At 57.0% G+C, this 26455-nt stretch carries 29 protein-coding genes; 15 read left to right on the top strand and 14 right to left on the bottom strand.

The features are described 5' to 3' along the window. Positions 1-39: 39 nt before the first annotated feature. On the bottom strand, positions 40-942 hold the full coding sequence (locus J9880_RS23540) for an AraC family transcriptional regulator (protein WP_013578040.1): 903 nt from the start codon (positions 940-942) through the stop codon (positions 40-42). Positions 943-1076: 134 nt separating this feature from the next. Between J9880_RS23540 and J9880_RS23545 the strand changes: the two genes are divergently transcribed. From J9880_RS23545 to J9880_RS23560, 4 genes are read left to right on the top strand one after another with little or no spacing between them, the layout of a single operon-like run. After that, positions 1077-1544, top strand: coding sequence for an SDR family NAD(P)-dependent oxidoreductase (locus J9880_RS23545; RefSeq protein WP_232770565.1), 468 nt, complete (start codon positions 1077-1079; stop codon positions 1542-1544). 17 nt (positions 1545-1561) lie between these two features. Continuing rightward, a complete protein-coding gene (locus J9880_RS23550; RefSeq protein ID WP_013578042.1) occupies positions 1562-1966 on the top strand; it encodes a VOC family protein in 405 nt (134 codons plus the stop codon). Beyond that, positions 1963-2316: a saccharopine dehydrogenase NADP-binding domain-containing protein gene (locus tag J9880_RS23555; RefSeq protein ID WP_232770566.1), complete on the top strand. Its 354-nt coding sequence runs from the start codon at positions 1963-1965 to the stop codon at positions 2314-2316. The genes J9880_RS23550 and J9880_RS23555 overlap by 4 nt, the downstream gene beginning before the upstream one ends. Then, positions 2313-3338, top strand: a complete 1026-nt coding sequence (locus J9880_RS23560; protein ID WP_232770567.1) for a saccharopine dehydrogenase family protein — start codon at positions 2313-2315, stop codon at positions 3336-3338. Before J9880_RS23555 ends, J9880_RS23560 begins: the two co-directional genes overlap by 4 nt. On the opposite strand, the gene J9880_RS23565 is transcribed toward J9880_RS23560, so the two are convergent. Next, a complete protein-coding gene (locus J9880_RS23565; protein ID WP_095925462.1) occupies positions 3311-4246 on the bottom strand; it encodes a LysR family transcriptional regulator in 936 nt (311 codons plus the stop codon). The two genes, J9880_RS23560 and J9880_RS23565, sit on opposite strands and share 28 nt — an antisense overlap. A 111-nt stretch (positions 4247-4357) precedes the next feature. Here J9880_RS23565 and J9880_RS23570 point away from each other — a divergent pair, with 111 nt between their 5' ends. Both J9880_RS23570 and J9880_RS23575 read left to right on the top strand, forming a co-directional pair. Beyond that, the gene (locus tag J9880_RS23570; protein WP_037032748.1) at positions 4358-4861 is read left to right on the top strand and encodes a GlcG/HbpS family heme-binding protein; all 504 of its coding nucleotides are present in this window, start codon (positions 4358-4360) and stop codon (positions 4859-4861) included. Between the two features lie 64 nt (positions 4862-4925). Next, positions 4926-5606, top strand: a complete 681-nt coding sequence (locus J9880_RS23575; RefSeq protein WP_232770568.1) for an HAD-IA family hydrolase — start codon at positions 4926-4928, stop codon at positions 5604-5606. 66 nt (positions 5607-5672) lie between these two features. Here J9880_RS23575 and J9880_RS23580 read toward each other — a convergent pair whose 3' ends face one another. The 5 genes from J9880_RS23580 to J9880_RS23600 all read right to left on the bottom strand — a co-directional run bounded on the left by J9880_RS23580 (position 5673) and on the right by J9880_RS23600 (position 9587). After that, the gene (locus J9880_RS23580) at positions 5673-6317 is read right to left on the bottom strand and encodes a hypothetical protein (RefSeq protein WP_232770569.1); all 645 of its coding nucleotides are present in this window, start codon (positions 6315-6317) and stop codon (positions 5673-5675) included. A gap of 198 nt (positions 6318-6515) precedes the next feature. Next, positions 6516-6755, bottom strand: coding sequence for a DUF1272 domain-containing protein (locus J9880_RS23585; protein WP_072012244.1), 240 nt, complete (start codon positions 6753-6755; stop codon positions 6516-6518). Between the two features lie 212 nt (positions 6756-6967). Next, positions 6968-7339, bottom strand: coding sequence for a VOC family protein (locus J9880_RS23590; protein ID WP_232770577.1), 372 nt, complete (start codon positions 7337-7339; stop codon positions 6968-6970). A 97-nt stretch (positions 7340-7436) separates the two neighbouring features. Then, positions 7437-8126 (bottom strand): helix-turn-helix transcriptional regulator, encoded by a 690-nt coding sequence (locus J9880_RS23595; protein WP_013578048.1) that lies wholly within the window; start codon positions 8124-8126, stop codon positions 7437-7439. A gap of 39 nt (positions 8127-8165) precedes the next feature. Further along, entirely contained in the window at positions 8166-9587 is a 1422-nt protein-coding gene (locus J9880_RS23600) for an MFS transporter (protein WP_232770578.1), read from the bottom strand. Positions 9588-9721: 134 nt separating this feature from the next. Between J9880_RS23600 and J9880_RS23605 the strand changes: the two genes are divergently transcribed. Then, the gene (locus J9880_RS23605) at positions 9722-10627 is read left to right on the top strand and encodes a LysR family transcriptional regulator (protein WP_232770580.1); all 906 of its coding nucleotides are present in this window, start codon (positions 9722-9724) and stop codon (positions 10625-10627) included. 4 nt (positions 10628-10631) lie between these two features. Here the strand turns inward: J9880_RS23605 and exoX are convergent, their stop codons facing one another. Continuing rightward, on the bottom strand, positions 10632-11294 hold the full coding sequence (exoX, locus tag J9880_RS23610) for an exodeoxyribonuclease X (RefSeq protein ID WP_095925467.1): 663 nt from the start codon (positions 11292-11294) through the stop codon (positions 10632-10634). Positions 11295-11682: 388 nt separating this feature from the next. On the opposite strand from exoX, the gene J9880_RS23615 reads away from it, so the two are divergent. From J9880_RS23615 to J9880_RS23650, 8 genes are all read left to right on the top strand, one after another. Then, on the top strand, positions 11683-12837 hold the full coding sequence (locus tag J9880_RS23615; RefSeq protein WP_095925837.1) for a mandelate racemase family protein: 1155 nt from the start codon (positions 11683-11685) through the stop codon (positions 12835-12837). A gap of 99 nt (positions 12838-12936) precedes the next feature. Then, positions 12937-14532 carry an ABC transporter substrate-binding protein gene (locus J9880_RS23620; RefSeq protein WP_232770917.1) on the top strand — a complete coding sequence of 532 codons (1596 nt, stop codon included), beginning with the start codon at positions 12937-12939 and terminating at the stop codon, positions 14530-14532. A 41-nt stretch (positions 14533-14573) separates the two neighbouring features. Next, positions 14574-15590, top strand: coding sequence for an ABC transporter permease (locus tag J9880_RS23625; RefSeq protein WP_232770918.1), 1017 nt, complete (start codon positions 14574-14576; stop codon positions 15588-15590). Then, entirely contained in the window at positions 15587-16492 is a 906-nt protein-coding gene (locus tag J9880_RS23630) for an ABC transporter permease (protein WP_095925468.1), read from the top strand. Before J9880_RS23625 ends, J9880_RS23630 begins: the two co-directional genes overlap by 4 nt. Further along, positions 16464-17330, top strand: coding sequence for an ABC transporter ATP-binding protein (locus J9880_RS23635; RefSeq protein ID WP_095925840.1), 867 nt, complete (start codon positions 16464-16466; stop codon positions 17328-17330). Before J9880_RS23630 ends, J9880_RS23635 begins: the two co-directional genes overlap by 29 nt. A gap of 24 nt (positions 17331-17354) precedes the next feature. After that, positions 17355-18125 carry an ABC transporter ATP-binding protein gene (locus tag J9880_RS23640; RefSeq protein WP_232770919.1) on the top strand — a complete coding sequence of 257 codons (771 nt, stop codon included), beginning with the start codon at positions 17355-17357 and terminating at the stop codon, positions 18123-18125. A 116-nt stretch (positions 18126-18241) separates the two neighbouring features. Further along, positions 18242-18550 carry a type II toxin-antitoxin system TacA family antitoxin gene (locus J9880_RS23645; RefSeq protein WP_131693634.1) on the top strand — a complete coding sequence of 103 codons (309 nt, stop codon included), beginning with the start codon at positions 18242-18244 and terminating at the stop codon, positions 18548-18550. Next, the gene (locus J9880_RS23650; RefSeq protein ID WP_131693572.1) at positions 18531-19067 is read left to right on the top strand and encodes a GNAT family N-acetyltransferase; all 537 of its coding nucleotides are present in this window, start codon (positions 18531-18533) and stop codon (positions 19065-19067) included. The genes J9880_RS23645 and J9880_RS23650 overlap by 20 nt, the downstream gene beginning before the upstream one ends. Positions 19068-19099: 32 nt before the next feature. Here the strand turns inward: J9880_RS23650 and J9880_RS23655 are convergent, their stop codons facing one another. Genes J9880_RS23655 through J9880_RS23680 form a run of 6 tightly spaced genes read right to left on the bottom strand, consistent with a single transcriptional unit; the run spans position 19100 to position 26234 of the window. Next, positions 19100-20035, bottom strand: coding sequence for a DMT family transporter (locus J9880_RS23655; protein ID WP_232770582.1), 936 nt, complete (start codon positions 20033-20035; stop codon positions 19100-19102). Beyond that, positions 20022-21836: an ABC transporter permease subunit gene (locus J9880_RS23660; protein ID WP_232770583.1), complete on the bottom strand. Its 1815-nt coding sequence runs from the start codon at positions 21834-21836 to the stop codon at positions 20022-20024. Before J9880_RS23660 ends, J9880_RS23655 begins: the two co-directional genes overlap by 14 nt. Then, on the bottom strand, positions 21836-23344 hold the full coding sequence (locus tag J9880_RS23665; protein WP_232770584.1) for an ABC transporter substrate-binding protein: 1509 nt from the start codon (positions 23342-23344) through the stop codon (positions 21836-21838). The genes J9880_RS23660 and J9880_RS23665 overlap by 1 nt, the downstream gene beginning before the upstream one ends. Before the next feature lie 13 nt (positions 23345-23357). After that, the gene (locus tag J9880_RS23670) at positions 23358-24596 is read right to left on the bottom strand and encodes an MDR family MFS transporter (protein ID WP_095925472.1); all 1239 of its coding nucleotides are present in this window, start codon (positions 24594-24596) and stop codon (positions 23358-23360) included. A 4-nt stretch (positions 24597-24600) separates the two neighbouring features. Then, the gene (locus J9880_RS23675; RefSeq protein ID WP_095925842.1) at positions 24601-25416 is read right to left on the bottom strand and encodes an ABC transporter ATP-binding protein; all 816 of its coding nucleotides are present in this window, start codon (positions 25414-25416) and stop codon (positions 24601-24603) included. Next, complete coding sequence (locus tag J9880_RS23680) at positions 25416-26234, bottom strand: ATP-binding cassette domain-containing protein (protein WP_133822478.1); 819 nt, start codon at positions 26232-26234, stop codon at positions 25416-25418. Before J9880_RS23680 ends, J9880_RS23675 begins: the two co-directional genes overlap by 1 nt. Positions 26235-26455 lie beyond the last annotated feature (221 nt).

Below are 26455 nucleotides of genomic sequence, written 5' to 3' on the forward strand. Positions count from 1 at the left end.
TGTACACATCAAAGATCGCAAAGTTTTCCTGTGGTGTGGCTACGGATTGTCACGCACATTGATGACCTTTCGCAGATGGGCAACATCCTTTAGCGGTGGCAGACCAAAGATGCGGGCGTAATCCCTGTTAAACTGGGGCACACTCCTGTACCCCACTTCCTGGGCAACAAACGTCACGCTTTGTTGCCTGCCTAATAACATCGTTCTGGCATGAAGTAGCCTAACGCGCTTTTGATACTGTAAAGGACTCATGGCCGTGACGGCTTTAAAGTGACGATGAAAAGCCGATACGCTCATCGCCTCCCGTTCGGCCAATGATTCAACGACAAACTCTTCTGTAAAATTATGTCTTAACCAGCGAATGGCATTGCCGATTCGGGCCAACATCGTGCCCGGAGAGGCAATGTCCCTCAGCATCCAGCCATGCGGTCCTTTCAATACGTGATACAGAATTTCGCGCTCATAATTGGGCGCGAGGGCGGGGATATCGTCGGGGGTCTTCATCAGACGCAGCATTCTGACCCACGCATCAAGAAGTTCCGATGTCACTGAGGCAACAGAGAACGCGCCTTCCGGTCTGTTTTTCATGGCTGATTGAGGTAAATCGTCCAGCATAGCAGCCACCCGTTGAGGTTCCAGGGTCAGACTCACCGCCAGATACGGTTCTCCCGTCGCAGACGGATGAACAGCACCCACTGCAGGTAAATCAACCGACATCACAAAATACGAGGCTGGGTCATAGTTGAAAACCCGGTCTCCCACCGTCATCGACTTACTTCCCCTGAGGATCAGATTGATCATTGGCTCATAAACCGCAGCCAGTGCCGAAGCCGGAATATTTCCCTGAACCATCGCGACGCGTGGGATCCCCGTCTCCGTTCGCCAGTTGCTGGCGTGTGCGGCAAGACCACAAAGCTCATCAAGCTGGGATTGCATCATCATGTCTTACATCCTCGGTCTCATCGTTGAAAGGAGCATAAAGCAGAAACAGGCAAGAATCGAGCAGGAACACGGAAGCCCCTGTTTGACCCTTACCTTACTATTACTCCAACGCAAACACAGAGAAAGGAAACATCATGAAAGTTATTCTTGTAACAGGTGGAAGCAGTGGTATAGGAGCCAGTACGGCTATCCAGTGTGCCGCACGCGGTATGGGCGTGGTACTCACCTACCATAATCATCTTGCCGTCCTTGCTGATGGGGGGCACATCGTGAATGTGACCAGCGCAACGACACGCGTTGCGACTTCAGGTGTGGCGCCTTATGCCGCTTTCAAAGGAGGGCTCGAGGTACTGACACGCTATATGGCCAAGGAGTTTGGGCCACGCCGTATTCGCGCAAACGCTATTTCTCCAGGTGCAATTCGTACCGGCCTGGGCGGCGGCCTGAATGATGAGTTCGAAGCCTTACTCGCTTCACAAACAGCGCTTGGACGCGTTGGGGAGCCTGACGATGTAGGTAAGGCCATTGCGAGTCTGGTGTCGGATGAAAATGGCTGGGTTAATGCTCAGTCCATCGAAGTGGCTGGCGGCTATCACATTTAATGATGACAGGAGGCTCTATGATCGATCATATCTTTCTATCGGTGACTGAAATCGGGCGATCCGTTGCGTTTTACACCGCAGCCCTGGCGCCTCTCGGCGTCACCGTTCGCCTGGACTATGACGGAAATGATGGGCCGCCGGGGCATCCTGACCTCAAAGGCTTTGGTGCCAACGGCCGGATATTTTTCTGGCTGCGCGAGGGGGACGCTGCAGGTGGGGCCACGCACGTTGGCTTTGTCGCTAATAGCAAAGAAAGGGTTGATGAAGCCTATGCCGCAGCAATGAGTGCGGGAGCCGCTGACAATGGTGCGCCGGGCGCACGCCTTTATTATGATCCCCGTTATTACGCTGCCGGCGTTATCGATCCCGACGGCTACACCCTGGAATTCGTCTATAAAAGTTGGCAGCACACCTCATCATGAAAACATTACTTATTTACGGTGCCACCGGTTATACCGGACGCATGATTGCCAAACAGGCAAAAGACGCTGGTCTCAATTTCGTGATTGCCGGCAGAAATAGAGAAAAACTGGATGAACTGGCGAAAACATTGGACGTAAGGGCCCATGCTTTTGCGTTGGATGATGCCGGGGCTCTCCCTCGTCATTTAGACGGGATAACGGTTGTATTGAACTGCGCCGGTCCTTTTGCTCACCTCAGAATCACTGATGCGAGCCTGCATTATTCAGGTGTTCATTACCTGGATATTACTGCAGAAATCAACGTTTATCGGCTGGCAAACAGGCAAAAGACGCTGGTCTCAATTTCGTGATTGCCGGCAGAAATAGAGAAAAACTGGATGAACTGGCGAAAACATTGGACGTAAGGGCCCATGCTTTTGCGTTGGATGATGCCGGGGCTCTCCCTCGTCATTTAGACGGGATAACGGTTGTATTGAACTGCGCCGGTCCTTTTGCTCACACCTCAGAATCACTGATGCGAGCCTGCATTATTCAGGGTGTTCATTACCTGGATATTACTGCAGAAATCAACGTTTATCGGCTGGCGGAGTCACTGCATGATCTCGCCTCCACGGCCAGGGTCATGTTACTGCCTGGTGTGGGATGGGATGTTGTGCCAACGGATTGTCTCGCGGTGACGATAGCTGCAGAAATCAACGTTTATCGGCTGGCGGAGTCACTGCATGATCTCGCCTCCACGGCCAGGGTCATGTTACTGCCTGGTGTGGGATGGGATGTTGTGCCAACGGATTGTCTCGCGGTGACGATAGCTGAAAAGGTGCATGAGCCTGTACGCTTGAGAATTGCGCTGCAGGTTGCAGGCGCAATGTCACGGGGTTCGGCCTTCAGTGTGGGAGAGATTATCAGCGCGGGTCTGCTTGCCAGGGTCAATGGTGAACTGACGACGAAAACCGATGCCAAAACAGACTTTTTTGATTTTGGTGAAGGGAAAGTAGAATGTGCGCCACTCTCTTTCGGTGATCTTGTTACTGCATGGCATTCAACCGGCATTCCAAATATTGAAATGTATGTCCATGTGAGTGGCGATGCCTTTCCATCCGGAGATTTATCACGCTTGCCTGATGGCCCCTCTCAGGAAGAGCGCGCAGGTAATGTCGCTCGTGCAGTGGTAGAAATGACCGGGGTTGATGGTGACATTCACCATGCAGTCATTGAAACGGTCAACGGATATTCCTATACGCCACTCGCTGCGGTCGAAGCCGTCAGACGGGTGCTTAACGGAGTAAGCCAGCCTGGATTTCAGACGCCGGCTAAAGTATTTGGTGCAGATTTTGCGCTGAGTATTCAAGGGACGCGTATTTCCATACTTTGAGCCATAGGTGTGTAAAACCATGCTAAAGCTGCGCGGCAGTCAGTCTCGAGCATCTGTTCAATAAGATTGCGCACCGTTGGCAATCGCTCATGCCTTCGAAATAGTGCCGCCACCTCCGAAACAATAGCAGGGCCGGCAATTTCTCTGAAAACGACATTCGGCAATTGAATCGTGTTGATCAGCACACTGGGAATGATTGCGACACCCATACCCAGCGCTACTTGTGTCAACACCGCAACCAGAGTTCCGGGCGACGAGACGATATGTGGATCGAATTTTCCGCGCCTTGCGACCTCACGCAAGCCCAGACCTTGTTCTGGGATCACAAACGACTCATTGGAAAGCGCGCGCGGGAGAATGTCCGTCGACATCTTCGACAGAGCGTGGTCTGCCGGCAGAGCCACACAGAATCGGTCCCGTGCCATGACATGGCTGGAGACAGACAGAGGCAGATGCACGGGCGTTCGGACAAAAGCCAAATCTATCCTGCCTTCCTCCAGGAGTGGCAGGATCTGCTCGGTGGGTAATTCCTTCGTGTTAAGCATAACGTCGGGCCATTTATTGCGAAACCGCTGGACCTGTTCCTGGAGTACCCCAAAAAATGCCGCTGAACCAACATAACCTATCTCCACTCTTCCAACCTGACCACGCCCGGCGCGTCGGCCCACGTTGATCGCTCTCTCAAGCTGTTCGAGTGTTGCACGCGCTTCCGTCAAAAATATCTCTCCGGCTGGCGTCAGATGGACTGTTCGTTTTGTTCGGTTAAATAGACGCGCTTGCAGCATGCGCTCCACCTCCTGAATCTGTGCGGTGAGGGTGGGTGCAGACACGCCCAACTGCTCAGCTGATCGAGAGAAGTGCAGATTTTCAGCAACAGTGATGAATGAACGGAGATGACGTATATCCATGGTGGTCGAATTTCCTATTCACTTTTACTGAATTATAAGAACGAATCACTTTAATGAACTGAATTATTTTCTCTGTTTAAATCAATGAACCTTTCTTCTCAGGAGTTAACTATGTATCACCTTTCCAATCTCACCACATCCCTTGTACTTGCCGGGTCTCTTGCGCTGGCTTCACTGCCTGCAACGGCAATCGAGTTGCCGAGCCAGCCAGTGCTGACTCTCTCCGTCGCTCAGCAGGTACTCACCGCTGCACAAGACAAAGCGCAAACGTCCGGGTGGCCGTGCGTGATCGCAGTTGTCGATAGTGCTGGCTCGCCCATCGCTCTGGTACGCATGGATAACGCGGCTGTGCCGGCAGGCGTCGAACTTGCTCCAGGCAAGGCACGGACCGCAGCTCTTTTTCGTCGACCCAGCGGCGCATTAGAGGACGCAGTCAATGGTTCAAGACCGGCCGCCATTACCGCCCAGGGCTTCGTTCTGATGCGTGGTGGCCTTCCAATCGTCTTTAATGGTCACACTGTGGGAGCGATCGGGGTATCCGCAGACACGCCCCAACATGATGAAGAAATCGCTCAAGCCGGGTTAGCGGCTTTCAATAAAAAGCTCACACCGTGATGAATCATGCAGTTTCTGCACGGGAGAAAAGAGAGCCTTATCCACCACGTGAGGAATGTTCCCAATGACGATGCGTAACCGGAAACTTGCACAGACAGGAGAGGCGGGGGCTATCATTTTCGATCTGGATGGTACTCTTGTCGATTCAGTGAGCGATATGACAGCCGAAATAAACAAAATACTGGTCGAAAGAGAGCTTGAGCCTCTGCTCGTCAAAACTACTTCAAAATTTCTCGGTGACGGAATGAGGTCATTTGCCAGGCGAGCATTCAGCTTACGTGGCATGAATGACCGGGAAGACGCGCTGAATACCTTCGTCTCGCGCTACCGACGTTCGGCCCATTCGCTCACGACTTCTTATGAAGGTGTAAAGGAGACGCTTAGCGCCTTGCGCGAGAGGGGATGGCGGATATCCGTCTGTACAAATAAAGACGAATCGATTGCCACTGCTATTCTCAAAGAAACTGGCCTGTTGAAGTATATGGATGTTGTATGTGGTGGAGACACCGTCTCCTTTCAGAAACCTGACCCCAGACACCTACACGCAGTTGTAGCACGTGCCGATTACGGTAAGCTTCATAAGATAATGATCGGAGACAATAAGAATGATTTTGAGGCCGCCCAGGGATACGAAATGTCGTTTGCATTTGCAAATTGGGGTTATGGATCTCTGGTGGACGAGAGTGAAGCAGTCATTCTCAGAAAATTCATAGATATTCTCGACTTCGTAGATTTACCATCTTGATGAACCATCGTGTATTTGTTGACCACTTCAATGCCGGATGGCAGGGAAATCTGGACATAGGTTTCGCTATTTCCCGCAGCCTGTCACTTGCGGATAATTGCGGCAAACCAGCATGAGTTTATGTTTCGGTTCAAAACCTTTATCCAGCATGCATTGCTGAACTTTCGCGGCCTTAAGAATGGTCGGAACGAAAGGAACCGAGCCCAACGGTTTCGGATATCCGCATTCATACATCACTTCTAACGCGAGCTTATCGTTCTCAACAGCGTGCGAAAAATGCAGCGAGGCCCCCGCTTTACGCCAACTGATAAGCTGCGATTCAACCCGGCCCGAATCCGGCTTGATCGGATGAAAACCCTCATCGGCGACAAAAGGTAGTGCTTCAAGCTGCCGCTGACTCAGCGGATGTCCCTGTTGTTTCTCAATGCAGGCAGGGGTGTTTTTGTAGTAATCGCAAATATGGAAATCACCCTTATAGGTAAATCCTTTCCCCTCCATGCACTGATAATACAGCACCGTTTCATTGTCGGTAAAAGAAGGTTCCGGCCCCGGAAGCGGGACGCCGCATTGCCCCATCGCAACCCGCGCGTCATCTATGGTGCTGCCAGGGCGCTGCCACTGGGTTAAATCAGGCGGAGGCGGACATCCTGTGAGCAGAAAAACCGAACCGATCAGTGCAGATGAAGAAACCAGAGAAGTGATGCGGGGCATAAAAATCCTTTTTAATAATAATGTTATAGAATTCTTTGACTCCCTTTATGCAGCGGGAGTGGCAGGAGAAGGATAACTTTAGTTCAGTTTCAGGAAACAGAAGCGTTTATATGTCCTGAAGTAAGGAGAAGACAGATGACCGTTGTTTTGGATGAAGGCACGCCAGCGGCTGAAACTCTGGCGTGACACTGCGCGGAACTAAGAAGCACAGCCCTCTGGCTTAAATACCCGTGTTATGGACGCCGGATTATTCGCCAGTTTATTGGCCGGTCTGCGCGGACGGGCAACGAGTTCTCCGCCACAGTTGGGGCATATCCCGTGAAGTTTGTCTTCGGCACAGGTTACACAGAATGTGCATTCAAACGAGCAAATTCTGGCATCAGCAGCAGGGGGGAGATCGGTATTGCAACACTCGCAGTTGGGTCTCAGTTCCAGCATAGAATTTATCCTTCAACAGTATGACTTCAGGGATAACCATCAGACGTTCGCCGGTCTGTTTCGTCATAAACATATCCTGAAACAGGTGTTTGGGAAAGATCCGGCGCAAGGACTGACCGGAATAACGAAACATCTGCCGCAATCGCTGGAATGCGTATCAGAACCCGTTGATTTAAGCAGAGCGCCTGTGAGGGCGCTCCGGGTTGAGCTGTTTACTCTATCGACAACCGGTAAACCCGCAGGTGATACCCGTCAGGATCTAACGCGAGAAAGGTATAGCCGAAATCCATCTCAACAGGTTCCTGCATTATCTCAAGTCCCTTATCGCGCCAGAGAGAGCAGAGAGCATCGACCTGTTCATTGCTGTCAGCAGAAAAGACGATCTCACCATTTCCGGCATAACCTTCAGCGGCGGGTTCGACAGTATGCTTTGACCAAAGGCCCAGCCTCATCCCTGAGGGTAGAACAAACATGGCGAAAGTGGCTGAAGCCTCAACGGGTTGTTTTTCCAGAAGTTCTTCATAGAATCTGGCGCTGACCTGCGGATTGTTGACGTACAAAATAACGAAGTTTGAATCAATCATTAGTGGCCCCTCAGGAATGAAAAGACATCCGGTTTGATGTCTGTTACTGAGTATCTTAGTGGCCACCACTGCCAGTTTCTGTCAGGAGTGATTCGGGTTACTGAGGTGAGATTTGTTCCTTATCCTGCCACTCTTTCAGCAATCTCTGACGCCGCCTTGGGTAGCGCTCATCCGTTCGTTTGAGAGACATAATGCAGTCGGTGCGGAAATGACGAAAGCTCTGACGCGACTCGCACCATGCGATCAGTATCTGAACCTGATCGAAATAACCGAGGGCAAATGGCCAGATCACCCGGGAGGAACTTTCATTTTTCAGGCTGCGATAAACAATTTCAATTTTACGTTCGTCTTTAATTGCCTGACGGATTTGCGGCAACAAGGCTGCGTCTGCGCCAGAATTGTCTGCTGGGCCGATGAGTAAGGTTGTCGATTCCAAAGACATGCGCAGATCTTCGGGCAGCACCGCTGCAATTTTGGCAAGCGCGTTTTTTGCTGCCGCGCTCAGTTGCCCGTCGCTACGTCTGGATACCCAGCGGGAACCCAACACCAGTGCCTGGATTTCATCCTCGGAAAACATCAGAGGAGGAAGCATGAAACCGGGACGCAAAATATATCCCAGCCCCGGCTCGCCCTGAATATCGGCTCCCTGCTCCTGCAATGTTGCGATATCCCGGTAGAGCGTTCTGACGCTGATATTGAGTTCCGCAGCCAGCGTTAAGCCGGTCACCGGAAACCGGTGGCGGCGGAGGATCTGAATTAAATCAAGCAAACGCTGGGAACGGGACACGGTGTTACTCTCTTAGGTATCGGTTATCTATTATTTCCATTATTTCTCTGCCTGCAAGTGACCGCGCTGACCTCGCAGGCGGCTGATGCTTATCACACTCGCCAGCACCGTGGCCATCACCGCCACCCATAAACTGACCTGCACTGCCCGGGCCTCCTGCAACACACTACTGGCAGAATAAAGTGTCAGGATGACCCCGATGCACGCGGCACCGAGACACTGGCCGAAGGTGCGCATAATGGCCAGTACGCCGGAGGCATAACCGCTGTTTTCCCGCGACGCATTGGAGAGCATTTCACGGTTGTTCGGACTCTGGAAACAGCCGAAGCCCAGTCCGCAGATAAAGCTTCTCAGGCCGATATCCCAGACCTGGGGTTGCGCGGGGAGTTGCGCGAGTAACAGTAATCCCACCGCAAATACCGCCAGACCCACAGTAGAAATAATGGCGGCCGGATAACGGTCGGCAAGGCGTCCTGCATGCGGTGCCGCCAGAATAATCCCCAGCGGCCAGGGCGTGAAAAGTAATGCGGAAACAAAGGCGCTGTAACCGTAAACGCTCTGAAACAGGAACGGCAGCGCGACAAAGGTGATGCCCTGGCTGACGAATGAGGCCAGGGAGGTGAAGGCCGCCAGCGTGAACCGCGTGGAGGCAAACATGCCGAGCGGCAGCAGCGGTTTTGGCGCCCGACGCTGACGCCAGACAAAGGCCACGCCTGCAATTATCGCCGTCAGGCCATAGGTTATGGCGGTGGCAAGTTTGTCATTTCCCGGATGCGCAAAGGATTCTGCCGCCATAATCAGCGCGCCCAGTGCGACTGCCGATAAAATCGCCCCGGCAGTATCAAACGGCTGGCGCGTACTGGCGGGGTTTGATGGCACCACGCGCAGCGTAAGAATGACCGCAATAATGCCGAGCGGAATATTGATCGCGAACAGCCACTGCCAGCTCATCGCCGATAATATTGTCCCGCCCAGCACCGGCGCGACAGCGGTGCTGGTGGCGATCATCAGAGCATTCAGCCCCAGTATTCGTCCGAGAAGGCGGTTGGGGAAAACGGAGCGCAATATCGCCGGGCCAATACTCAGCGTGGCTGCTGCGCCAATTCCCTGAAGCACCCGCATGATAATCAACATGTCGAGCGATGATGACAGCGCACAACCCAAAGAGGCAAGGGTGAACACCGTCAGTCCGGCGGCAAACAGCGGACGGAAACCGATGCGGCTGGCCAGCGCGGCGAAGATTGCCAGTGTCATGGACGCCGACAGCAGATAACCGTTCGACACCCAGACCGCTGCACCTGCCGAGATATCCAGTGCATGTGCAATCTGTGGCAGTGCGATGTTGACCATCGAACCGTCGAATACCGCCATCGTTGCCATGATCATCACGGCGGCCATGGCAAATCCCCGTTCACGGCCGGGTAATCCTTCATCGCCTGGTTTGTCGGAAAATAATTCCATAACGCATTCGCCTTATTGATATTGAGTCAGGTAACTATACCGGCAGGTAATATAGTGCGGAAGACGCAGCATCTGCACTTAATACCTGCGTCAAACGCCTTCTCTCATTTTTACGGCTGCGCTACTATGGCGGGATGACTGAACCTGATCTGAACTTACTTATTGCGCTTGATGTGCTGCTGACGGAAGGCAGTGTCGCCGGTGCTGCCCGTCGTCTGGGATTAAGCGCGTCGGCCATGAGCCGCACATTAAGCCGCCTGCGTACCACCACCGGCGACCCGCTGCTGGTGCGCGCCGGGCGAAATATGGTGCTGACGCCTTACGCCGAAGAGATCCGCCAGCGTGCGCAGAACGCCGCCTTTGAGGCGCGCGCCCTGTTACGGCCTTCATCGGCAGATTTTAATCTGGCCACACTTGAACGTACTTTTCTGATCCGATCCAACGACGGTTTTGTGGTGGCTTTCGGCGCAGCGATGATTGCCGCCGCCGCGCAGGTAGCCCCTTCTGTGTGTCTGCGGTTTATGCCAAAACCGGAAAAAACCTCAAATGCGCTGCGGGAAGGGCGGGTCGATCTTGAGATCGGTGTTTTAGGCGATATGGGGCCGGAAATCCGCTTACAGACGTTGTTCCGCGACAGGTTTATGGGCGTGGTCAGAAAAGGCCATCCGCTGGCGGCGGAGAAAGAGCTTACCGCGAACGATTATGTGTCTTTCGGGCATGTGGTGGTGTCGCGCCGCAACAAAACCTACGGGCCGGTGGATGATGCGCTGGCCGAAGTCGGGTTGAAACGGAAAATCGCCGCCGTCGTGCCGGGGTTTTCTGCCGCGCTGGCGATTGCACAAAACTCCGATCTGGTGGCGCTGATCCCCGCCTCATTCCTGATTGCTGAGCCAGACCGGCTTTATGCCTTTGAACTGCCGGTAAAAACCCGCGAAATCACCATTTCCCAGATGTGGCATCCGCGTTCAGAAGTCGACCCCGCGCACCGCTGGCTGCGACAACTGGTGCTGAATGTGTGCCGGGAAAAAGGGCCGGGTTAACGATTTACTCCGCTTCCAGGTAATGCTTCAGCGTCATGCGCAAATCAGGTGTTAATTCCTTGATGTTGTTGAGCATCCAGCGCAGATACATCGGGTCGTCTTCGGCGATTTCGGCAATTTTCCGGCCGCGATATTTGCCGAACATCATGGTGCTGACTAACGCAGGTCGCCCGGTGATCGTCACCATTTCTTCCGGCGTCCAGCCTGATTCTTCCATGATACGGATCAGCAGCGCGGCGGTGATGTAGCAGTCAAACAGTGCGCGGTGATGATGCAGATCGGCTGGCGTGGCAACCTGCAATTTGAGGGATTTATAGAGCGCCATGTTGCTGTATTTGATCCCCGGCCATAAACGGCGGGAAAGTTTCACGGTGCAAATCCAGTCGCCCGGCATCTCAGGCAGCATACGCTGGTCAAAACTGGCGTTATGCGCCACATAATATTGACTGCCGTGGTAGCGGGGGATGATCTCTTCAATCCACGGTTTGTCGGCCACCATCGCCTCGGTGATTTTGTGGATTGCCATCGCCTGATGGCTGATCGGGCGGTCAGGGCGCACCAGATCGCTCATCGGATTGACGATTTTACCGTTTTCAATATCGACAGAGGCCACTTCCACCACGCCGCCTTGCAGTCCGCAGGTTTCCGTATCAATTACACGCAACATATTCCACTCCAGAGGCTCACCGGACTCTTTCTAAAAACGCTAGCCTAACGGATTGATTTCCTCATGCCCACTTTTCTCATCACAAAGTGCACGCACAAATATGTCCTCACAGTCGTTCCGTCTATTTCCTGTACAGATCACATTTCTTCCCGCTTTCGTGAAAATGCTCACATTCACCCGTGCAGATGCCCAAACAAACCCCAAAATTTTCGGCTTTTAGCCGTGGAAATGCGTCCGTAAACTGGCTAAGTTCAATAATGAAACGGTATTTTATTATTGTTGGATTGCGGTTTTAAAGAAGTGTGAGCGCGCTCACATGGCTGAATGAACAGGCAATTGCGGTGCGCTCTGAAGAGCGTCAACTCTCTCAGTAATGGCAGGTATCGCTGTGAAAATAAGTTCTGTTGAAGTTTCTGTTTTTACTTATCCGACCCGTCGCGTTTCTGACAGCGCGGGTCATTCTCATCCGGGTGAAGAAAGTCAGGCGAAAATGGCGATGTTAACCATCACCACCGATGAAGGCGATTGCGGCTATTCCTTTGCGCCGCCGGAAGTGGTGCGTCCGCATGTTGTGAACGCCTTTTTCAGAAAAGTGCTGATCGGCCAGAATCCGTTCGACCGCGAGCGTCTGTGGCAGGATCTGGTGCACTGGCAGCGTGGCAGCGCGCATCAGCTGACCGAACGGGCGCTGTCGTTTGTCGAGCAGGCGCTGTGGGATCTGATTGGCCGCAAACTGAACATGCCGGTGCACAAACTGCTGGGCGGATTCCGTGAAAAAGTCCCGGCGTACGGCAGCACCATGTGCGGCGATGAGCTGAAAGGCGGACTGTCGACGCCGGACGAGTTCGGCCAGTTCGCCGAGAAGCTGGTGGCACGCGGTTATCAGGCCATCAAGCTGCACACCTGGATGCCGCCGGTGGCGTTCGCGCCGGATCCGAAAATGGATATCAAAGCCTGCGCCGCCGTACGTGAAGCGGTCGGCCCGGATATCGACCTGATGCTCGACGGCTATCACTGGTACAGCCGCAGTCAGGCGCTGACGATTGGTAAGGCGCTGGAAAAACTCAACTTCGCGTGGTTCGAAGAACCGATGGAAGAAGAGAGCATGGCGTCGTACGCATGGCTGGCGGAAAACCTGTCTATCGACGTGATCGGGCCGGAAAGTCTCGGCGGTAAACATCACAGCCGTGCGGACTGGGTGAAAGCCGGTGCCTGCGACATTTTACGTGCCGGAGCCAATGGCGTCGGCGGCATCTCGCCGTGCATGAAAGTCGCCAGTCTGGCGGAAGCCTTCGGCATGGACTGCGAAGTGCACGGCAACGGCGCGGCCAGTCTGGCGGTGGTCGGTGCCATCCGCAACTGCCGCTGGTACGAACGCGGTCTGCTGCATCCGTTCCTCGAGTACGACGAACCGGCAGCGTATCTGAACAGCATTGTTGATCCGATGGATGAACAGGGCTTTGTGCATCTCTCTGACCGCCCTGGCCTGGGCGAGGACATCAATTTTGATTACATAGAAACCCATACCGTCAGCCGCGACTGACCTGCGGGCAGAAAAAATAATAAACCTCTGACTCTACCCGGAAGGTACATCATGAACTCTGGCAAAACATGGGGCGCGTGGCTTTTCGCGCTCCTGCTGATGACCGGTGGCTGGACGGCGCAGGCGAAAACGCCGCCCGACCAGCTGATCATCGGCATGAACATGAATAACCTGTTAACGCTCGATCCGGCAGCGATGACCGGCAATGACATTGTCGGCATCGTGGTCAATCTTTACGACCCGCTGATTGAACTGGATCCGCAACAACTGACCAATGTGCGCCCGGCGCTGGCGACCTCGTGGGAGGTCAATGCCGACCGCAACCTCATCACCTTTCACCTGCGCGACGGCGTGAAATTCCACTCCGGTAATCCGGTCACCGCCGACGATGTGGTGTGGTCGATGCGCCGGATCCTGCACCTCAATCTGGCGCAGGCGTCGGTGTGGAAATCCTACGGTTTCAGCAAAAAGAATGTCGATGAGATGGTGCGTTCGCCGTCTCCCGGTATCGTCGAAATTCAGCTGCCTAAACCGAATGACCCGAAACTGGTGATCTACTCGCTGGCCGCGCTCGGCAGCGTGGTGGCGCTGGACAGCAAAACCGTGCAGGCGCATGAAGTGAACGGCGACTGGGGCAACCGCTGGCTGACCACTAACGAAGCCGGTTCCGGCCCGTTCCGCCTCGATAACTGGCAGGCAAAAGACGTGCTGAACATGAGCCGTAATCCGCAGTACTGGCGCGGCGAGCCGAAACTTTCCCGCGTGGTGTTCCGTCATTTTCAGGAATCCCAGACATTGCGCCTGATGATTGAAAAAGGCGACCTGGATATTGCCAATAACATGGCGGTGTCCGACGTTAAGGCACTGAGTCACGACCCGGCCATGCAGGTCGATCAGGTGAAAAAAGGCACCATTTATTACGTGGCGATGAGCATGAAAGAGCCGCATTTCGCCAACCCGAAAGTACGCGAAGCGGTGCGCTATCTGATTGATTATCAGGGTATCGGCAAGGCGCTGATGAACGGCTATGGCATTGTGCATCAGCGGCCGATTCAGGTCGGTATGCCTGCCACGCTGCCGGATCCGGGTTATACGCTGGATATTCCGCGTGCTAAAACCCTGCTGGCGGAAGCCGGTTATCCCGACGGTTTTGATACCACGCTGCGGGTGCTGGCCGATCAGCCGTTCCTCAATATCGCCATTGCCGTGCAGTCGACGCTGATGCAGGCAGGCATTCGCGCCAAAATCGTCACCGGTACCGGCAACCAGATTTACGGCGCGATGCGTGAACGTAAGTTCGCGATGCTGGTCGGGCGTGGCGGCAGCGGCGTGGAACCGCATCCGCATTCCAGCCTGCGTGCGCTGGTCTATAACCCGGACAACAATGACGCGGCGCGGCTGACCAATTTTCAGGGCTGGCGCACCGGTTTTTACGACGAGCAGCTGAATGCGCAGATTGACCAGGCGCTGCTTGAACGCGATCCGGAAAAACAGAAACAGGATTACTTCGCCATTCAGCAACGCTACGACGCGCTGATCCCGGCGCTGGTGCCGGTTTCACAAATGGTGGATTCCATCGTGGTGCGCAGGGATGTCAAAAATTACCTGCCGCATCCTTCCGCAACCACCTTCCTGCGTGATGTCTGGAAAGACGAACCTGCCGACGTGCAGCCAACCGGAGGTAAAGGGTTATGACCATGCAAATCCCGGCTCCTGCAACAAAGCAAACGGCGCGGATGTCCTTCCCGGCCGGGCGCATCGGCAAAAGGCTGGTACAGGTGGCGATCACCCTGTTTGGCCTGTTGCTGCTGACGTTTTTCATCGGGCGTGTGATGCCGGTCGATCCGGTGCTGGCGATTGTCGGGCCGGACGCCGACCACAGCACCTATGAGCAGGTTTACCACCAGCTTGGCTTTGATAAACCGCTGTGGACGCAGTTCGGCATCTACCTTTACGGGCTGGCGCACGGCGATTTGGGCAATGCGCTGCTGACCGGTAAACCGGTGACGCAGGACATTTTGCGCGTCTTCCCGGCCACCATGGAACTGGCGACGCTGGCGATCATTCTTGGCGCGGGCGTCGGTATTCCGCTCGGCGTGCTGGCGGCGGCAAAACGCAACAGCATCGCCGATTACGTGGTGCGCATCATCAGTCTGGCCGGGTATTCCACCCCGATATTCTGGGTCGGCATGATGGGTTTACTGGTGTTTTACGCCTGGCTCGGCTGGGTCGGCGGTGCCGGTCGGGTGGATTTCAGTCTCGACGGGCAGGTCACGCGCCACAGCGGATTTATGCTGATTGACGCGCTGATCGCCGGAAACGGGGAAGTGTACCGCAACGCGCTCAATCACCTGATCCTGCCTGCGTCACTGCTCGGTTTTCACTCGCTGGCCTACATCAGCCGTATGACCCGCAGCTTTATGCTGGCGCAGCTTTCACAGGAATTCATCATCACTGCCCGCGTCAAAGGGCTGAGCGAATGGCATGTGCTGTGGAATCACGCGTTCCGCAACATTCTGGTCCAGTTGCTGACTGTGGTGGCGCTGGCGTACGGCTCGCTGCTGGAAGGCGCGGTGCTGATCGAAACCGTGTTTTCCTGGCCGGGCTTTGGTTCGTATCTCACCAGCAGCCTGATGCTGGGCGACATGAATGCGGTGATGGGCTGTGTGCTGGTGGTCGGCATGATTTTCGTGGTGCTGAATTTGCTCTCTGACCTGCTGTATCAGGTCTTTGATCCGAGGACAAAAGTATGACGATTTCCCTCGATTCCGTCACGCTCAGCGCGGGTGACGAAAAACGTCAGCGCGTGAAAAGGGCGGTTGGCCGTGTCGGCCATTTTCTGTGGCAGATGGCGTGTAATCCGCTGACGGCCATTGGTGGCGCGATTGTTCTGGTGCTGATGATTGTGGCGATATTTGCGCCGTGGATCGCGCCGTTCCACCCGCTGGTGCAGGATTTAAACAACGCGCTCAGCCCGCCGTCGGCCACGCACTGGTTCGGCACGGACGAGTTTGGCCGCGATATTTTCAGCCGTCTGGTGTACGGCTCGCGCATCACCTTGTATATCGTGCTGCTGGTGTCGGTGACCGTCGGGCCGCTCGGGTTACTGCTCGGCGTGACGGCCGGGTATTTCGGCGGCAAAACGGACATGGTGCTGATGCGCGTTACCGACATCTTCATCTCCTTCCCGAGTCTGGTGCTGGCGCTGGCGTTTGTCGCCGCGCTCGGGCCGGGTCTGGAACATGTGGTGATCGCCATTACGCTCACTGCCTGGCCGCCGATTGCGCGTCTGGCGCGTGCCGAAACGCTCTCGCTGCGACAGGCTGATTTTATCTCGGCGGTGCGGTTACAGGGCGCGAGTCCGCTGCGGGTTTTGTGGCGTCACATTGTGCCGCTGTGCCTGCCGTCGGTGATCATCCGAATCACCATGAACATGGCCGGTATCATTCTGACCGCTGCCGGTCTAGGCTTCCTCGGCCTCGGCGCACAGCCGCCGGATCCGGAGTGGGGCGCGATGATTTCCAGTGGTCGTACTTACATGATGGAGTGCTGGTGGGTGGCAACCATTCCCGGTCTGGCGATCCTGATTAACAGCCTGGCGTTCAACTTTTTAGGAGATGGCCTGCGTGACATCCTCGATCCCCGTAATGACTGACGCTCCGGCGTTACTCGATGTGCAGGATTTGCACGTCAGCTTTGTGAATGGCCGTCAGGTCACGCAGGCAGTACGCGGCGTGTCCTTCCAGCTTGGGCGTGAAAAACTGGCGATTGTCGGTGAATCAGGCTCGGGGAAATCCACCGTGGGCCGCGCGTTGCTGCATCTGCATCCGTCGAAAGCGCGCATCACCGCCAGCAAAATGCAGTTCGCCGACGTCGATTTGCTGCACGCCAGCCCGAAACAGATGCGTCAGGTGCGTGGCAAGCGGATTTCCATGATTATGCAGGACCCGAAATATTCGCTGAATCCGGTGCTGTGCGTCGGGGATCAGATCGCCGAGGCGTGGCGGTCGCACCACAAATGCTCCTATCACGAGGCCAAAAGCAAAGTGCTGAACATGCTCGATGTGGTGCGTATCCGCGACCCGGAACGGGTGTACGGCCTGTATCCGCACGAGATTTCCGGCGGACAGGGGCAGCGCATCATGATTGCGATGATGCTGATCACCGACCCGGAAATGGTGATCGCCGATGAGCCAACCTCGGCGCTCGATGTGTCGGTGCGTTTACAGGTGCTGGCGCTGCTCGACGATCTGGTGAAAACCCGCGGTCTGGGGCTGATTTTTATCAGTCACGACATCAATCTGGTGCGCAGTTTCTGCGACCGCGTGCTGGTGATGTACGCCGGACGCATCGTCGAATCTATCGCTGCCACCGATCTGGATAACGCGCAGCATCCGTACACGCGCGGCCTGCTCAATGCGCTGCCGGACATGGATAACCGCCGTTATCCGCTGCCGGTGATGCAGCGTCAGGCCAGTTGGCTGACCGATTAAGGAGCACCTATGCCACAGAAAACCATGATCGACGTGCGCAACCTGAACCTGACGTTTGGTGAAGGAGCGAAAACCACCCAGGTGCTGACCGATGTGAATATCGCCGTGCGTGAAGGCGAGATTTTCGGGCTGGTGGGCGAATCCGGCTCAGGCAAAACCACGGTGCTGAAATGCCTGGCGGGATTGTTTACCCACTGGCAGGGCGAACTGGAAATCGAGGGCCAGCAGCTCGAACACCGCATTGGCCGCGAGCGTTGCCGGCTGGTGCAGATGGTGTTTCAGGATCCGTACGCCTCGCTGCATCCGCGCCATACCATCGGCGATATTCTGGAAGAGCCGCTGCAAATTCACCGTATCGACCAGCGCGAACAGCGGATCAACACCATTCTGGAAAAAGTCGGCCTGAACCGGGCGTTCCGCAGCCGTTATCCGCATCAGCTTTCCGGCGGACAGCGCCAGCGCGTGGCCATTGCGCGGGCGCTGATCCTGAAACCGCGCGTGTTACTGCTCGACGAACCGACCTCCGCGCTGGATGTCTCCGTGCAGGCGGAAATCCTCAATTTGCTGTTCGATCTGCAAAAAGAGGAAGGACTGACCTATCTGATGGTCACCCACGATCTCGGTGTTATCGCTCATCTCTGCCAGCGCGTGGCGGTGATGAAATACGGCAAAATCCTCGAAACGCTGGACACCGATGCCCTGCTGCGCGGCGATATCACCGACGATTACACCCGCGTGCTGGTGGATGCCAGCCGCGATTACAGCCGGGAAATGGCGGCAAAAGTGATGTTGTGAGGGTAAGGGAACGGTCAACACCGTACGGTTATCACCCGTACAGTGTTGACCCCTGCGGGCAGCAGGCGTAGATTATTGCGTACGGCTGACAGCCGTATCTTAATCGAGAGGTCATGATGCCCAAAGTTGAAGTTTTTCCCTCTGACGCCCGCAATATCAAAAGCGCGAGAGTTGAATTAAAAACCAGCCCGGATTTGAAGGAAATGCTGCGTGAAGCGGCGGCGGCCGCCGGGCTGGATCTGAGTGCGTTTATCCTCAATGCCGCCATCGAACGTGCGGAAAGCGTGCTGGATAATCAGCGTCGTCGTGAACTGACGGCGCAAGGCTGGCAGCAAATCAATCAGCTTATCTCGGAACCGGCTGCGCCGACGCTGGCATTACAGGGATTAATGCGGAGAAAGAAAGATGGTCAATCTGCAGAGTAAAGCCACCGGCGTGATGGTGTGTCGCTATCAGGCGGACATCACTTATCCCGGCAACAAACATTTTGACTGCGGGAATCCGGTGCTGAATGCCTTTGTGCGCAATTCGCTAAAGAAAAGCGTACGGGACGGTAACTGTGCCGCCAAAGCCCTGATCGATGCACAGACCGGCGAGCTTTTCGGGGTATGCACTTTTTCTGCGTACTGGCTGGAGCGGGGGAAGTTAGCCGGGGCGGTAAGTGGCTCTCTTCCTCTCGAAGTCGGCGTTGTGCGGCTCATTATGCTGGGGGTCGCGACCAAAGTTCAGAACCGCGGTTACGGGCAGGATTTGCTGCTGGCGTTTTTTGAGCAGATCAAAATTATTCATGCCGCGTTACCGGTCAAAGGCGTTTATCTGGATGCCGCGCCCGCGGCAGTTAATTTCTATGTACGACTCGGATTTGTACAACTGGATGCGCCCGCCAATGCCTTTGGCGCCGTGCCCATGTTTCTGGGGATCCAGCATATTCTTGCCGCATGAAAAGCGTCCTCCCGCTACGGGAGGACCTGAACCTACACCGCCCGCCGCCGCTTTGCCACCCACTGGCGCAACAGACCTTCCGCGCTGACCGTCATAATCCCCAGCAGGATCAGTAAGGCGCCGAGGATAAAATTCCCTTTCAGCGGTTCATGCAGCAACACCACACCGGCGATGATGCCGAATACCGGCGTCATAAACGAGAGAATGCCCAGACGCGATGCCTGATAGCGACGTAACAGGCTGAACCAGGCGAGATAGCTGGCGAACGTCACAATCACCGTCTGGAACAGCATGCTGCTGACTGAAACCGGGGTGAAGCGCAATTGCGTCTGGCCGGTCAGCAGGGCCATTGCGCCGAGCAGGACAAACGCGCCTGCCAGTTGATAGAACAATGTCATGGTGGCGCTGCCCGACGATAATGCGCTGCGGCGAACCACAATCGTGGTCATGCCCCAGAAAGCGCCCGCCAGCAGACCGAAGAAGTCGCCGAGCAGCATATTGCTGGCCTGCGGAACCGCGCCGTTGTGACCGCCAAACATAAAGGCGACGATGACGCCGATAAAAGTCACGCCCACGCCGGCCCATTGCAGGGCGCTGAGACGTTCTTCCGGCACCAGAAAATGCAACCCGAGTGCCGCAAAGAGGGGGGCGGTATACAGAAACACCGCCATGTGCGCGGCGGTGGTGAACCGCAATCCTTCGGCGACAAACATAAACTCGACGGAAAACAGCAAGCCAACCAGCAATCCGGGGAGCAGGGTGGCTGCACTGAAGGGGATTTTCCGCTGACGTATCAGCATCAGCACCATCACGGCAAAACCCGCCAGCCCGGAACGCAATGCCACCTGCAACAGCGGCGCGATATCCGCAGCGGCGCTTTTGATCGCCACCTGCTGCACACCCCAGATAATACATAATCCAATCATCACGCTGCTGGCGAATCCGTCCAGCGGTTTACGCGGATCCATTTGCTGTCGTCCTGTTAAAAAAGCGAGGCGACAGCTTAACGCGAAAACTGCCTGCGGTCACCGCCATCACGGACAGCAACGCCAGCGCACCGGCCGGGGCAAGCACGCTCCACGGCGCGCGTTCGATATACGGCATTCCTTCCGCCAGCACGCGGCCCCACTCCGGTTCGGGCGGCGGTGCGCCAAGCCCGAGAAAACCCAACGACGCCAGTGCCAGCGCGATACCCGGCAGCCGCAACAAAGTATGGCGGATTAACGGCCCGGCCAGCGCCGGAAGCACATAAAACAGATTACGGCGCAACGCGCCAACGCCCACCACCGGCAGCATTTTCATGTAGGGTCTGGCACGTATTTCGGCCACCAGCGCGGCGGTATGCGCGGCAAGGGGTGCCCAGCTGACGGCGGTCACAGCGATGATGGCACCGGTCGCCGTCGGGCCATTGACGGCGGCAACCACCAGCCCGGCAATCACCGGTGGCAGGGCATTGGTGGTCTCAATGGGACCGGCCATGATGCGGGGAAACGCACCGGCGGATACGCCCGCCATCAGACACATCAGCGAAACGGCCAGCGCCTGTAAACAGGTATTAAGCGTGCCCTGCGCCACCCGAGCCAGCAGGTCACGCCCCATGGCATCGGCACCAAAAGGCAGGGCGAAGGAGGGCGGCTGCAAACGTAATGCGCCAGAGGTCAGCGGGTCACGCCATATTCCGGCGAGTACCATGATGATCAGCAGGGCCAGGCATAACAGTGGGATCCACGGCCGCGACGTGTTTGCGGCGCTGACCGGTTGCGGCACCGGCAATGCGCCCAGTGTCAGGGCGCGACCAAGTAATACACGCCGGACGGCACCGGTCATCATGCCCATAACGGAAGCCAGCAACAGCAGGATCAGCACGCCGGTCTGTAAGGCCGGTAAATCTCCCGCCGCCGCCGCGCCGAGTGTGGCACGCCCGAGGCCGGGAATGGCGAATACCTTTTCCACCGCAACAGCGCCGCCGGTCAGGGACACCAGCACCAGGCCGGTTAACGGCATCACGCCCGGCAAGGCGCGGCGGATAACCGCCAGGGCGGTATGGCGACGCGAAATCCCCAGCACGCTCCAGGTGGTCAGCCAGCTCTCATTAAATGCGCCGCTGAGGGCATCGGAATATAGCCGTCCCAGATATCCTCCCGCCGGGATCCCCAGCGCCAGCGAAGGCAGCACGGCGTAATGCCAGCCCAGCCAGCCATACGGCGGAAAGTATTGCAGCCAGACCGCGCCCGTAATCAGCAACACGGAGGCCAGCAAAAACTCCGGCAGCGCAGTCAGCAGCGCTGCCAGAAACCCCGCCGGACGCGGCGTGCCGCCCTGCAAACCCCGGATCATCGTACCCGCGCACAGCAGCATCGCGAGGATGAAAGCGACCAGCAGCGACGAGGCCATCAGCGTCAGGGAAACCCCGGCCGCCCGCAACATGCCCGGCAACACCGGCAGACCGGATACCCAGGACACACCGGCATCGCCCTGCAGTAATCCGCCCAGCCAGTGAACCAGCGCGTGCCACGGTCCCTGATCCAGTCCGAGCGACAGGCGGATGGCATTCAGGGTTTCTGCCGTGGCTTCCTGATCTGCGGAGCGGGCGCGCAACAAGGTCAGCGCCGGATCACTGCCGGACAGCCACGGCAGCAGGCCGATCAGCATGACAATGGCGGCCAGTGTCAGCAGCCGCGAAATCAGCGGCAGCCATGCGCCCCGGTGCTGGCCGGTACGCAGACGGCTGACGCCCGCGCAGGTGCGGCAGTAAAGAGACTCACTCATCAGTCAACCTGAACCACACGTTGTGTTGCGGAGTTGATTAAGGTGCGTTCACGCGGGTCGCGCACGGCGTCACGCAGGTCTGCCGCTTCGCCCTGAATAACACGCTCATGCAGCATCGGGATCGCGGCGTCGGTGGCGAGGATCAGGTTTTCCGCGTGCATAATGGCCTGACGACGTTCCGCACCCGCCGGGATCGCGGACGCCTGTTGCAGCGCCTGATCGATATCCGGGCGGCAAAGTTGCGCGATGTTAAACGAGCCCTTGCAGGCAAAATCGCTGTACATGTAGGCCACCGGATCACCGGAATCCAGCACCGTGGCGCGCGATAAAATAAAGGCATCAAACTTGCCCGCCAGCGCGTCCGTTTCGATTTGCGAGTACTCACGCACCACCTGTTTCACGCTAAATCCGGCGGTTGTCAGTTGCTGCGCCAGATACACCGCCACTTCCGGCAATTCAGCGCGATCGCTGAAAGTGGCAAGCGTAATGGTTTGACCGGCGGGTTTAGCGGCGGCAAGCGGATGACTCACCGGCTGGCGCAGTTCTGCCGCCCACGGCAGCGCAGGGCCGAGCAGCCCCTGTGCCACATCCGCCCGTTTTTCGTAGACGTTATCCACCAGTTGCTGACGGTTGATGGCATCGCGAACGGCGGCACGCAGCGCCGGATCCTGCATCACGCCGAGACGCGTATTGAGGTACAACGTGTTGGTGCGTGGCATCGGCACTTCATGAATTAAAGTCTGATCCAGCAATGGTGCCTGAGAGACGGGGATTGCCTCGACAATATCCGCCGAACCGGTGCGCAATGCCGCGCCACGCGCGGTGCCGTCCGGCACGAAACTGACATCGATACCGCTGGCCCTGGCCTTTTCACCCCAGTAACCGTCGAAACGCTCCAGCCTTGCGCTGCTGGTGCCGTTCACCTGCACCAGTTCGAACGGGCCGGAACCGGCATGACGCGGATCCACCACGCCGTTGTCGCGGTAGGCTTTTTGCGAAAGAATCGCCAGTTGCGGGCTGGAAAGACGCTGCGGCAGCAACGGATCCGGCTGTGCGGTGGTCACGATCACCGCCCGTTCACCGTCGGCGACAGCGGTCAGCTGGACGCCATCGAGAATGCGTGGTTTCGGTGTGGCGTGCGCGGCCACCGTCAGGGCATTGACCACGGTGGCGGCATCCAGCACGCTGCCGTCATGGAATGTCACGTCCGGGCGCAACGCAAAGCGCCAGCTTCTGTCGCCGGTTTGCTGCCAGTCTGTCGCCAGCGCCGGTTGCGCTTCTCCGAGTTTATCCAGCACCACCAGCGTTTCGGCGGTACTCCAGCGCGAAAGCTTAAAGGCATCATCGCTGAGCGGTGTCAGGCCGGAACGTGGCGGCTGCAACATCGCCAGCCGCAGACGCGGGTCGGCGCTTTTCGGGGTGGCATTATCGGCTTCATTGAAGCAACCGGTCAGCAAAAGGGCAGCAGAAAGCAGCCCGGCCAGCGGGCTTAACAGTTTCAGGGGCATCAGAAATTCCTTGTCAGATAACAGGAGGAGGCAACTGGCGGCAGATCCGCCACATTGCCAGCGCACTTAAAAAGGGAACGGCGGCCAGCGCCAGCCAGGGAATGACCGCACCGGGGGAGGGCGTCAGGGCGTTATCGAGCAGGCCGCCGAGCAGGAAGTTGCCCGCCAGCACCGCGACGCCACCCATTGACGAGAGCGCCCCGTAATGCGCGCCGAGATTATGCTCCCCGGCAAAACGCGGGATCAGATCCATCCCGACCGGCACAATCAGCATCTGACCTATCGTCAGCAGGGTGATCAGCAATACTGACGGCATCAGCCGCAGCCAGCCTTCCGGCGGAATCGTCCAGGCGAACAGCGCCACGGCGACAAACGCCGAAGACAGCAAGCCGAAGCCCGCAGGTAAAATCCGCGCGGCTCCGATGCGGCGGGCAAATCGCGCCAGTGGCATTTGCAGAACGATCACCAGAACCGAGGCCAGCACAAACAGCGGCCCGAGATCTTTTTCGCTGCCGCCCGCCCGGCGCAGTTCCACCGGCAACGCCAGATACAGCTGGTTATAACTGAACAGATAGGCGCTGTAAGCGATGATAAAGGCCACAAAGCGCGGCTGACGGAAGGTCTGCCACCAGGGCACAATTTTCAGTTCAGCGGCGCGTTTTGGCGAGGCGGGCAGGGTGAAAAACAGCACCAGCAGCGCAATCAGAAACAGGCCGGAACCGGCCAGCGCCACCGGCTGAAAGCCGTAACCGGAGAGCAAAGAACCGAGCAGCGGCCCGAGTACCGCACCCAGTTCGGCGCAGACCGCTGACAGCGCAAACCATTCCGCACGGCTGCGCTTGCCGGCTTTTTCACTGTGCGTTCCGGCCTGTGCCAGCAGGGCTTCAATCGACGGAGAAAACAACGCGCCACCGACACCGGTCAGACAGGCACCGAGGATCACCGGTGCCAGCGTGTCGGAAAGACCGAGCAGCAGAAAACCGGCGATACGCACCACACAACCCAGCAGAATGATGACCCGCGCGCCGTAACGATCGGACAGCGCACCGCCGAGCAAAAACATGCCCTGTTGCGAAAACGTCCGCAGCCCGAGCACCAGACCGATCGCCCAGCCGGAAAGCAATAAATCGTCGCGCAAAAAAATCGCCAGAAACGGCACAACAGCATAAAAGCCAATGTTAAACACCAGACTGCTGGCGAGCAGCAGCGGCGGTTTGGGCGCAGAAGGGCGCGCAATAAAACGGGTCAGCATCCGGTTATCCGTTAACGGTCAAAGGTAAATGAGGAATGGCCTGCAGCAACTGCCGCGTATGAGTATGGTCCGGCGCACGCAACACGGCCTGCGTGGCGCGGTCTTCCACAATCTCACCGTCGTGCATCACCAGCAAGCGGTCGCACAATCCGGCGACCATCGAAATATCGTGCGTGACCATCAGCAGCCCCATGCCGTTTTGGTGCGTCACCTGTTGCAGCAGCTGTTTCACCTGTTCACGCAGCGGCAAATCCAGCCCGCTGACCGGTTCGTCCGCCACCAGAAAATCCGGCCGGATCGCCAGTGCGCGGGCGATAGCCACCCGCTGCGCCTGTCCGCCGGAAAGTTCGCCTGCCGCGCGTGCTGTCAGCGTGTCGCTCAGGCTGACCTGCGCCATCACATCGGCCACGCGCAGACGGATATCGCCGGTATATCCGAGCCGTTTCAGCGGTTCGGCAATGATGTGTCCCACGCGCTGACCGGGCGGCAGCGAACCGGCCGGATCCTGCGCGATGTACTGCACGCGCCGCCGGTAGTTGCGCAAGGCGCGCACGGAACCGGGGCGGATCAGACGGCCTTCGCAATACACCTCACCGCTGTCCGGCGCATCCAGCGCCAGTAATATTTTCAGCAACGAGGATTTTCCGCAGCCGGACGCCCCCACCAGACCGATGCGTTCATGGCGGCCGATGTGCAGCGAAAGCCCGGAAAACAGCGCGTTATGTTGCCTGTGCCAGAACCCGCCCGGCAGGGCAATACGGCGGCTGATATTGTGCAGATGCAAAAAAGGTTCCGTGACCAGATGTAATGCCGCGTCCATCAGACCGCCACCCCGCACCATGACGCAGTATCCTGATGCACTAAGGCAGACTGCCGGGCGGCATGCACCAGACGTTTGGTATAGGGATGCTGCGGATGGCTGAGCAGTTGCGTCATGCGGGCAGATTCCACCAGCACGCCGTTTTCCATCACCAGCGCGCGTTCGCATAACTGCGCGGCGACGGCAATATCATGGGTGATAAACAGCAGCGCACGCGGCGGTTGCGGACCGGCGCAGGCATCGCGCATCACCTGTAAAACCTGTTGCTGCGTAATCACGTCGAGCGCGGTGGTCGGTTCGTCAGCGAGCAACAGCGGGGAAGAAGAGCGCATCGCCAGCGCCACGCACAGACGCTGGCGCTGGCCGCCGGAAAGCTCCGCCGGATAACGGGCAGCAAACTGCGGAATATCCCCCAGTCCGACGGCATCCAGCATGGCGTGAATATCTTGTGCGCTGGCGGCGGGCAGGGCGAGACGCAACTGTTTGCCCAGTGTCATCAGCGGATTGAGGGCCGTGGAGGTATCCTGAAACACCGTCGCGACGCGGCTGGCTGCACCGCGTGAAACCGGATGTTTGCCGCACACTTCCACGCCATTGACGCGGATATGGCCGCTGAGTTCTGCCCCCGCCGGCGGCGTACCGGTGATGGCTCTGGCGGTCAGGGATTTACCGGAGCCGGAAGCGCCGAGCAGACAAACGCGCTCGCCCGCGTTGAGGCTGAAACTCAGATTACGGATGCGTGCTGTACCGGCGAGACGGAGAGTGAGGTTTTCCACCGCGAGAACGGGGCCGTTATGTTGCGTCCTGTCTTCTGTCATTCCCTAACCCTGTCCGTCGCTGTGATTCACTTGATATGTGATAACATAACAAAACGAATCAATTTGATGCAAAACATTTCTGCTTTTTCTCTCCTTCCCCGTCGTTGATCGCTTTCACCGTCCTGCATTTTTTTGCCCGGGATGAAAAGAACAGGGCAAAAAAGTCCTCCACCTGCACAACCCTGAGCAACGGCCTTTACGCCACTGAATGATAGGTTAAA

The organism is Rahnella victoriana, from assembly GCF_021276285.1.
Classification (GTDB): domain Bacteria; phylum Pseudomonadota; class Gammaproteobacteria; order Enterobacterales; family Enterobacteriaceae; genus Rahnella; species Rahnella victoriana.

Excerpts from the sequence above, each read along its gene's own strand:
- J9880_RS23675 (WP_095925842.1), bottom strand. The coding sequence starts at position 25,416 with ATGGACGCGGCATTACATCTGGTCACGGAACCTTTTTTGCATCTGCAC.
- J9880_RS23645 (WP_131693634.1), top strand. The coding sequence starts at position 18,242 with ATGCCCAAAGTTGAAGTTTTTCCCTCTGACGCCCGCAATATCAAAAGC.
- J9880_RS23570 (WP_037032748.1), top strand. The coding sequence starts at position 4,358 with ATGTATCACCTTTCCAATCTCACCACATCCCTTGTACTTGCCGGGTCT.
- J9880_RS23600 (WP_232770578.1), bottom strand. The coding sequence starts at position 9,587 with ATGGAATTATTTTCCGACAAACCAGGCGATGAAGGATTACCCGGCCGT.
- J9880_RS23585 (WP_072012244.1), bottom strand. The coding sequence starts at position 6,755 with ATGCTGGAACTGAGACCCAACTGCGAGTGTTGCAATACCGATCTCCCC.
- J9880_RS23605 (WP_232770580.1), top strand. The coding sequence starts at position 9,722 with ATGACTGAACCTGATCTGAACTTACTTATTGCGCTTGATGTGCTGCTG.
- exoX (WP_095925467.1), bottom strand. The coding sequence starts at position 11,294 with ATGTTGCGTGTAATTGATACGGAAACCTGCGGACTGCAAGGCGGCGTG.
- J9880_RS23660 (WP_232770583.1), bottom strand. The coding sequence starts at position 21,836 with ATGAGTGAGTCTCTTTACTGCCGCACCTGCGCGGGCGTCAGCCGTCTG.
- J9880_RS23670 (WP_095925472.1), bottom strand. The coding sequence starts at position 24,596 with ATGCTGACCCGTTTTATTGCGCGCCCTTCTGCGCCCAAACCGCCGCTG.
- J9880_RS23555 (WP_232770566.1), top strand. The coding sequence starts at position 1,963 with ATGAAAACATTACTTATTTACGGTGCCACCGGTTATACCGGACGCATG.
- J9880_RS23665 (WP_232770584.1), bottom strand. The coding sequence starts at position 23,344 with ATGCCCCTGAAACTGTTAAGCCCGCTGGCCGGGCTGCTTTCTGCTGCC.
- J9880_RS23575 (WP_232770568.1), top strand. The coding sequence starts at position 4,926 with ATGACGATGCGTAACCGGAAACTTGCACAGACAGGAGAGGCGGGGGCT.
- J9880_RS23545 (WP_232770565.1), top strand. The coding sequence starts at position 1,077 with ATGAAAGTTATTCTTGTAACAGGTGGAAGCAGTGGTATAGGAGCCAGT.
- J9880_RS23680 (WP_133822478.1), bottom strand. The coding sequence starts at position 26,234 with ATGACAGAAGACAGGACGCAACATAACGGCCCCGTTCTCGCGGTGGAA.
- J9880_RS23550 (WP_013578042.1), top strand. The coding sequence starts at position 1,562 with ATGATCGATCATATCTTTCTATCGGTGACTGAAATCGGGCGATCCGTT.
- J9880_RS23630 (WP_095925468.1), top strand. The coding sequence starts at position 15,587 with ATGACGATTTCCCTCGATTCCGTCACGCTCAGCGCGGGTGACGAAAAA.
- J9880_RS23640 (WP_232770919.1), top strand. The coding sequence starts at position 17,355 with ATGATCGACGTGCGCAACCTGAACCTGACGTTTGGTGAAGGAGCGAAA.
- J9880_RS23655 (WP_232770582.1), bottom strand. The coding sequence starts at position 20,035 with ATGGATCCGCGTAAACCGCTGGACGGATTCGCCAGCAGCGTGATGATT.
- J9880_RS23590 (WP_232770577.1), bottom strand. The coding sequence starts at position 7,339 with ATGATTGATTCAAACTTCGTTATTTTGTACGTCAACAATCCGCAGGTC.
- J9880_RS23650 (WP_131693572.1), top strand. The coding sequence starts at position 18,531 with ATGGTCAATCTGCAGAGTAAAGCCACCGGCGTGATGGTGTGTCGCTAT.
- J9880_RS23625 (WP_232770918.1), top strand. The coding sequence starts at position 14,574 with ATGTCCTTCCCGGCCGGGCGCATCGGCAAAAGGCTGGTACAGGTGGCG.
- J9880_RS23580 (WP_232770569.1), bottom strand. The coding sequence starts at position 6,317 with ATGCCCCGCATCACTTCTCTGGTTTCTTCATCTGCACTGATCGGTTCG.
- J9880_RS23565 (WP_095925462.1), bottom strand. The coding sequence starts at position 4,246 with ATGGATATACGTCATCTCCGTTCATTCATCACTGTTGCTGAAAATCTG.
- J9880_RS23540 (WP_013578040.1), bottom strand. The coding sequence starts at position 942 with ATGATGATGCAATCCCAGCTTGATGAGCTTTGTGGTCTTGCCGCACAC.
- J9880_RS23620 (WP_232770917.1), top strand. The coding sequence starts at position 12,937 with ATGACCGGTGGCTGGACGGCGCAGGCGAAAACGCCGCCCGACCAGCTG.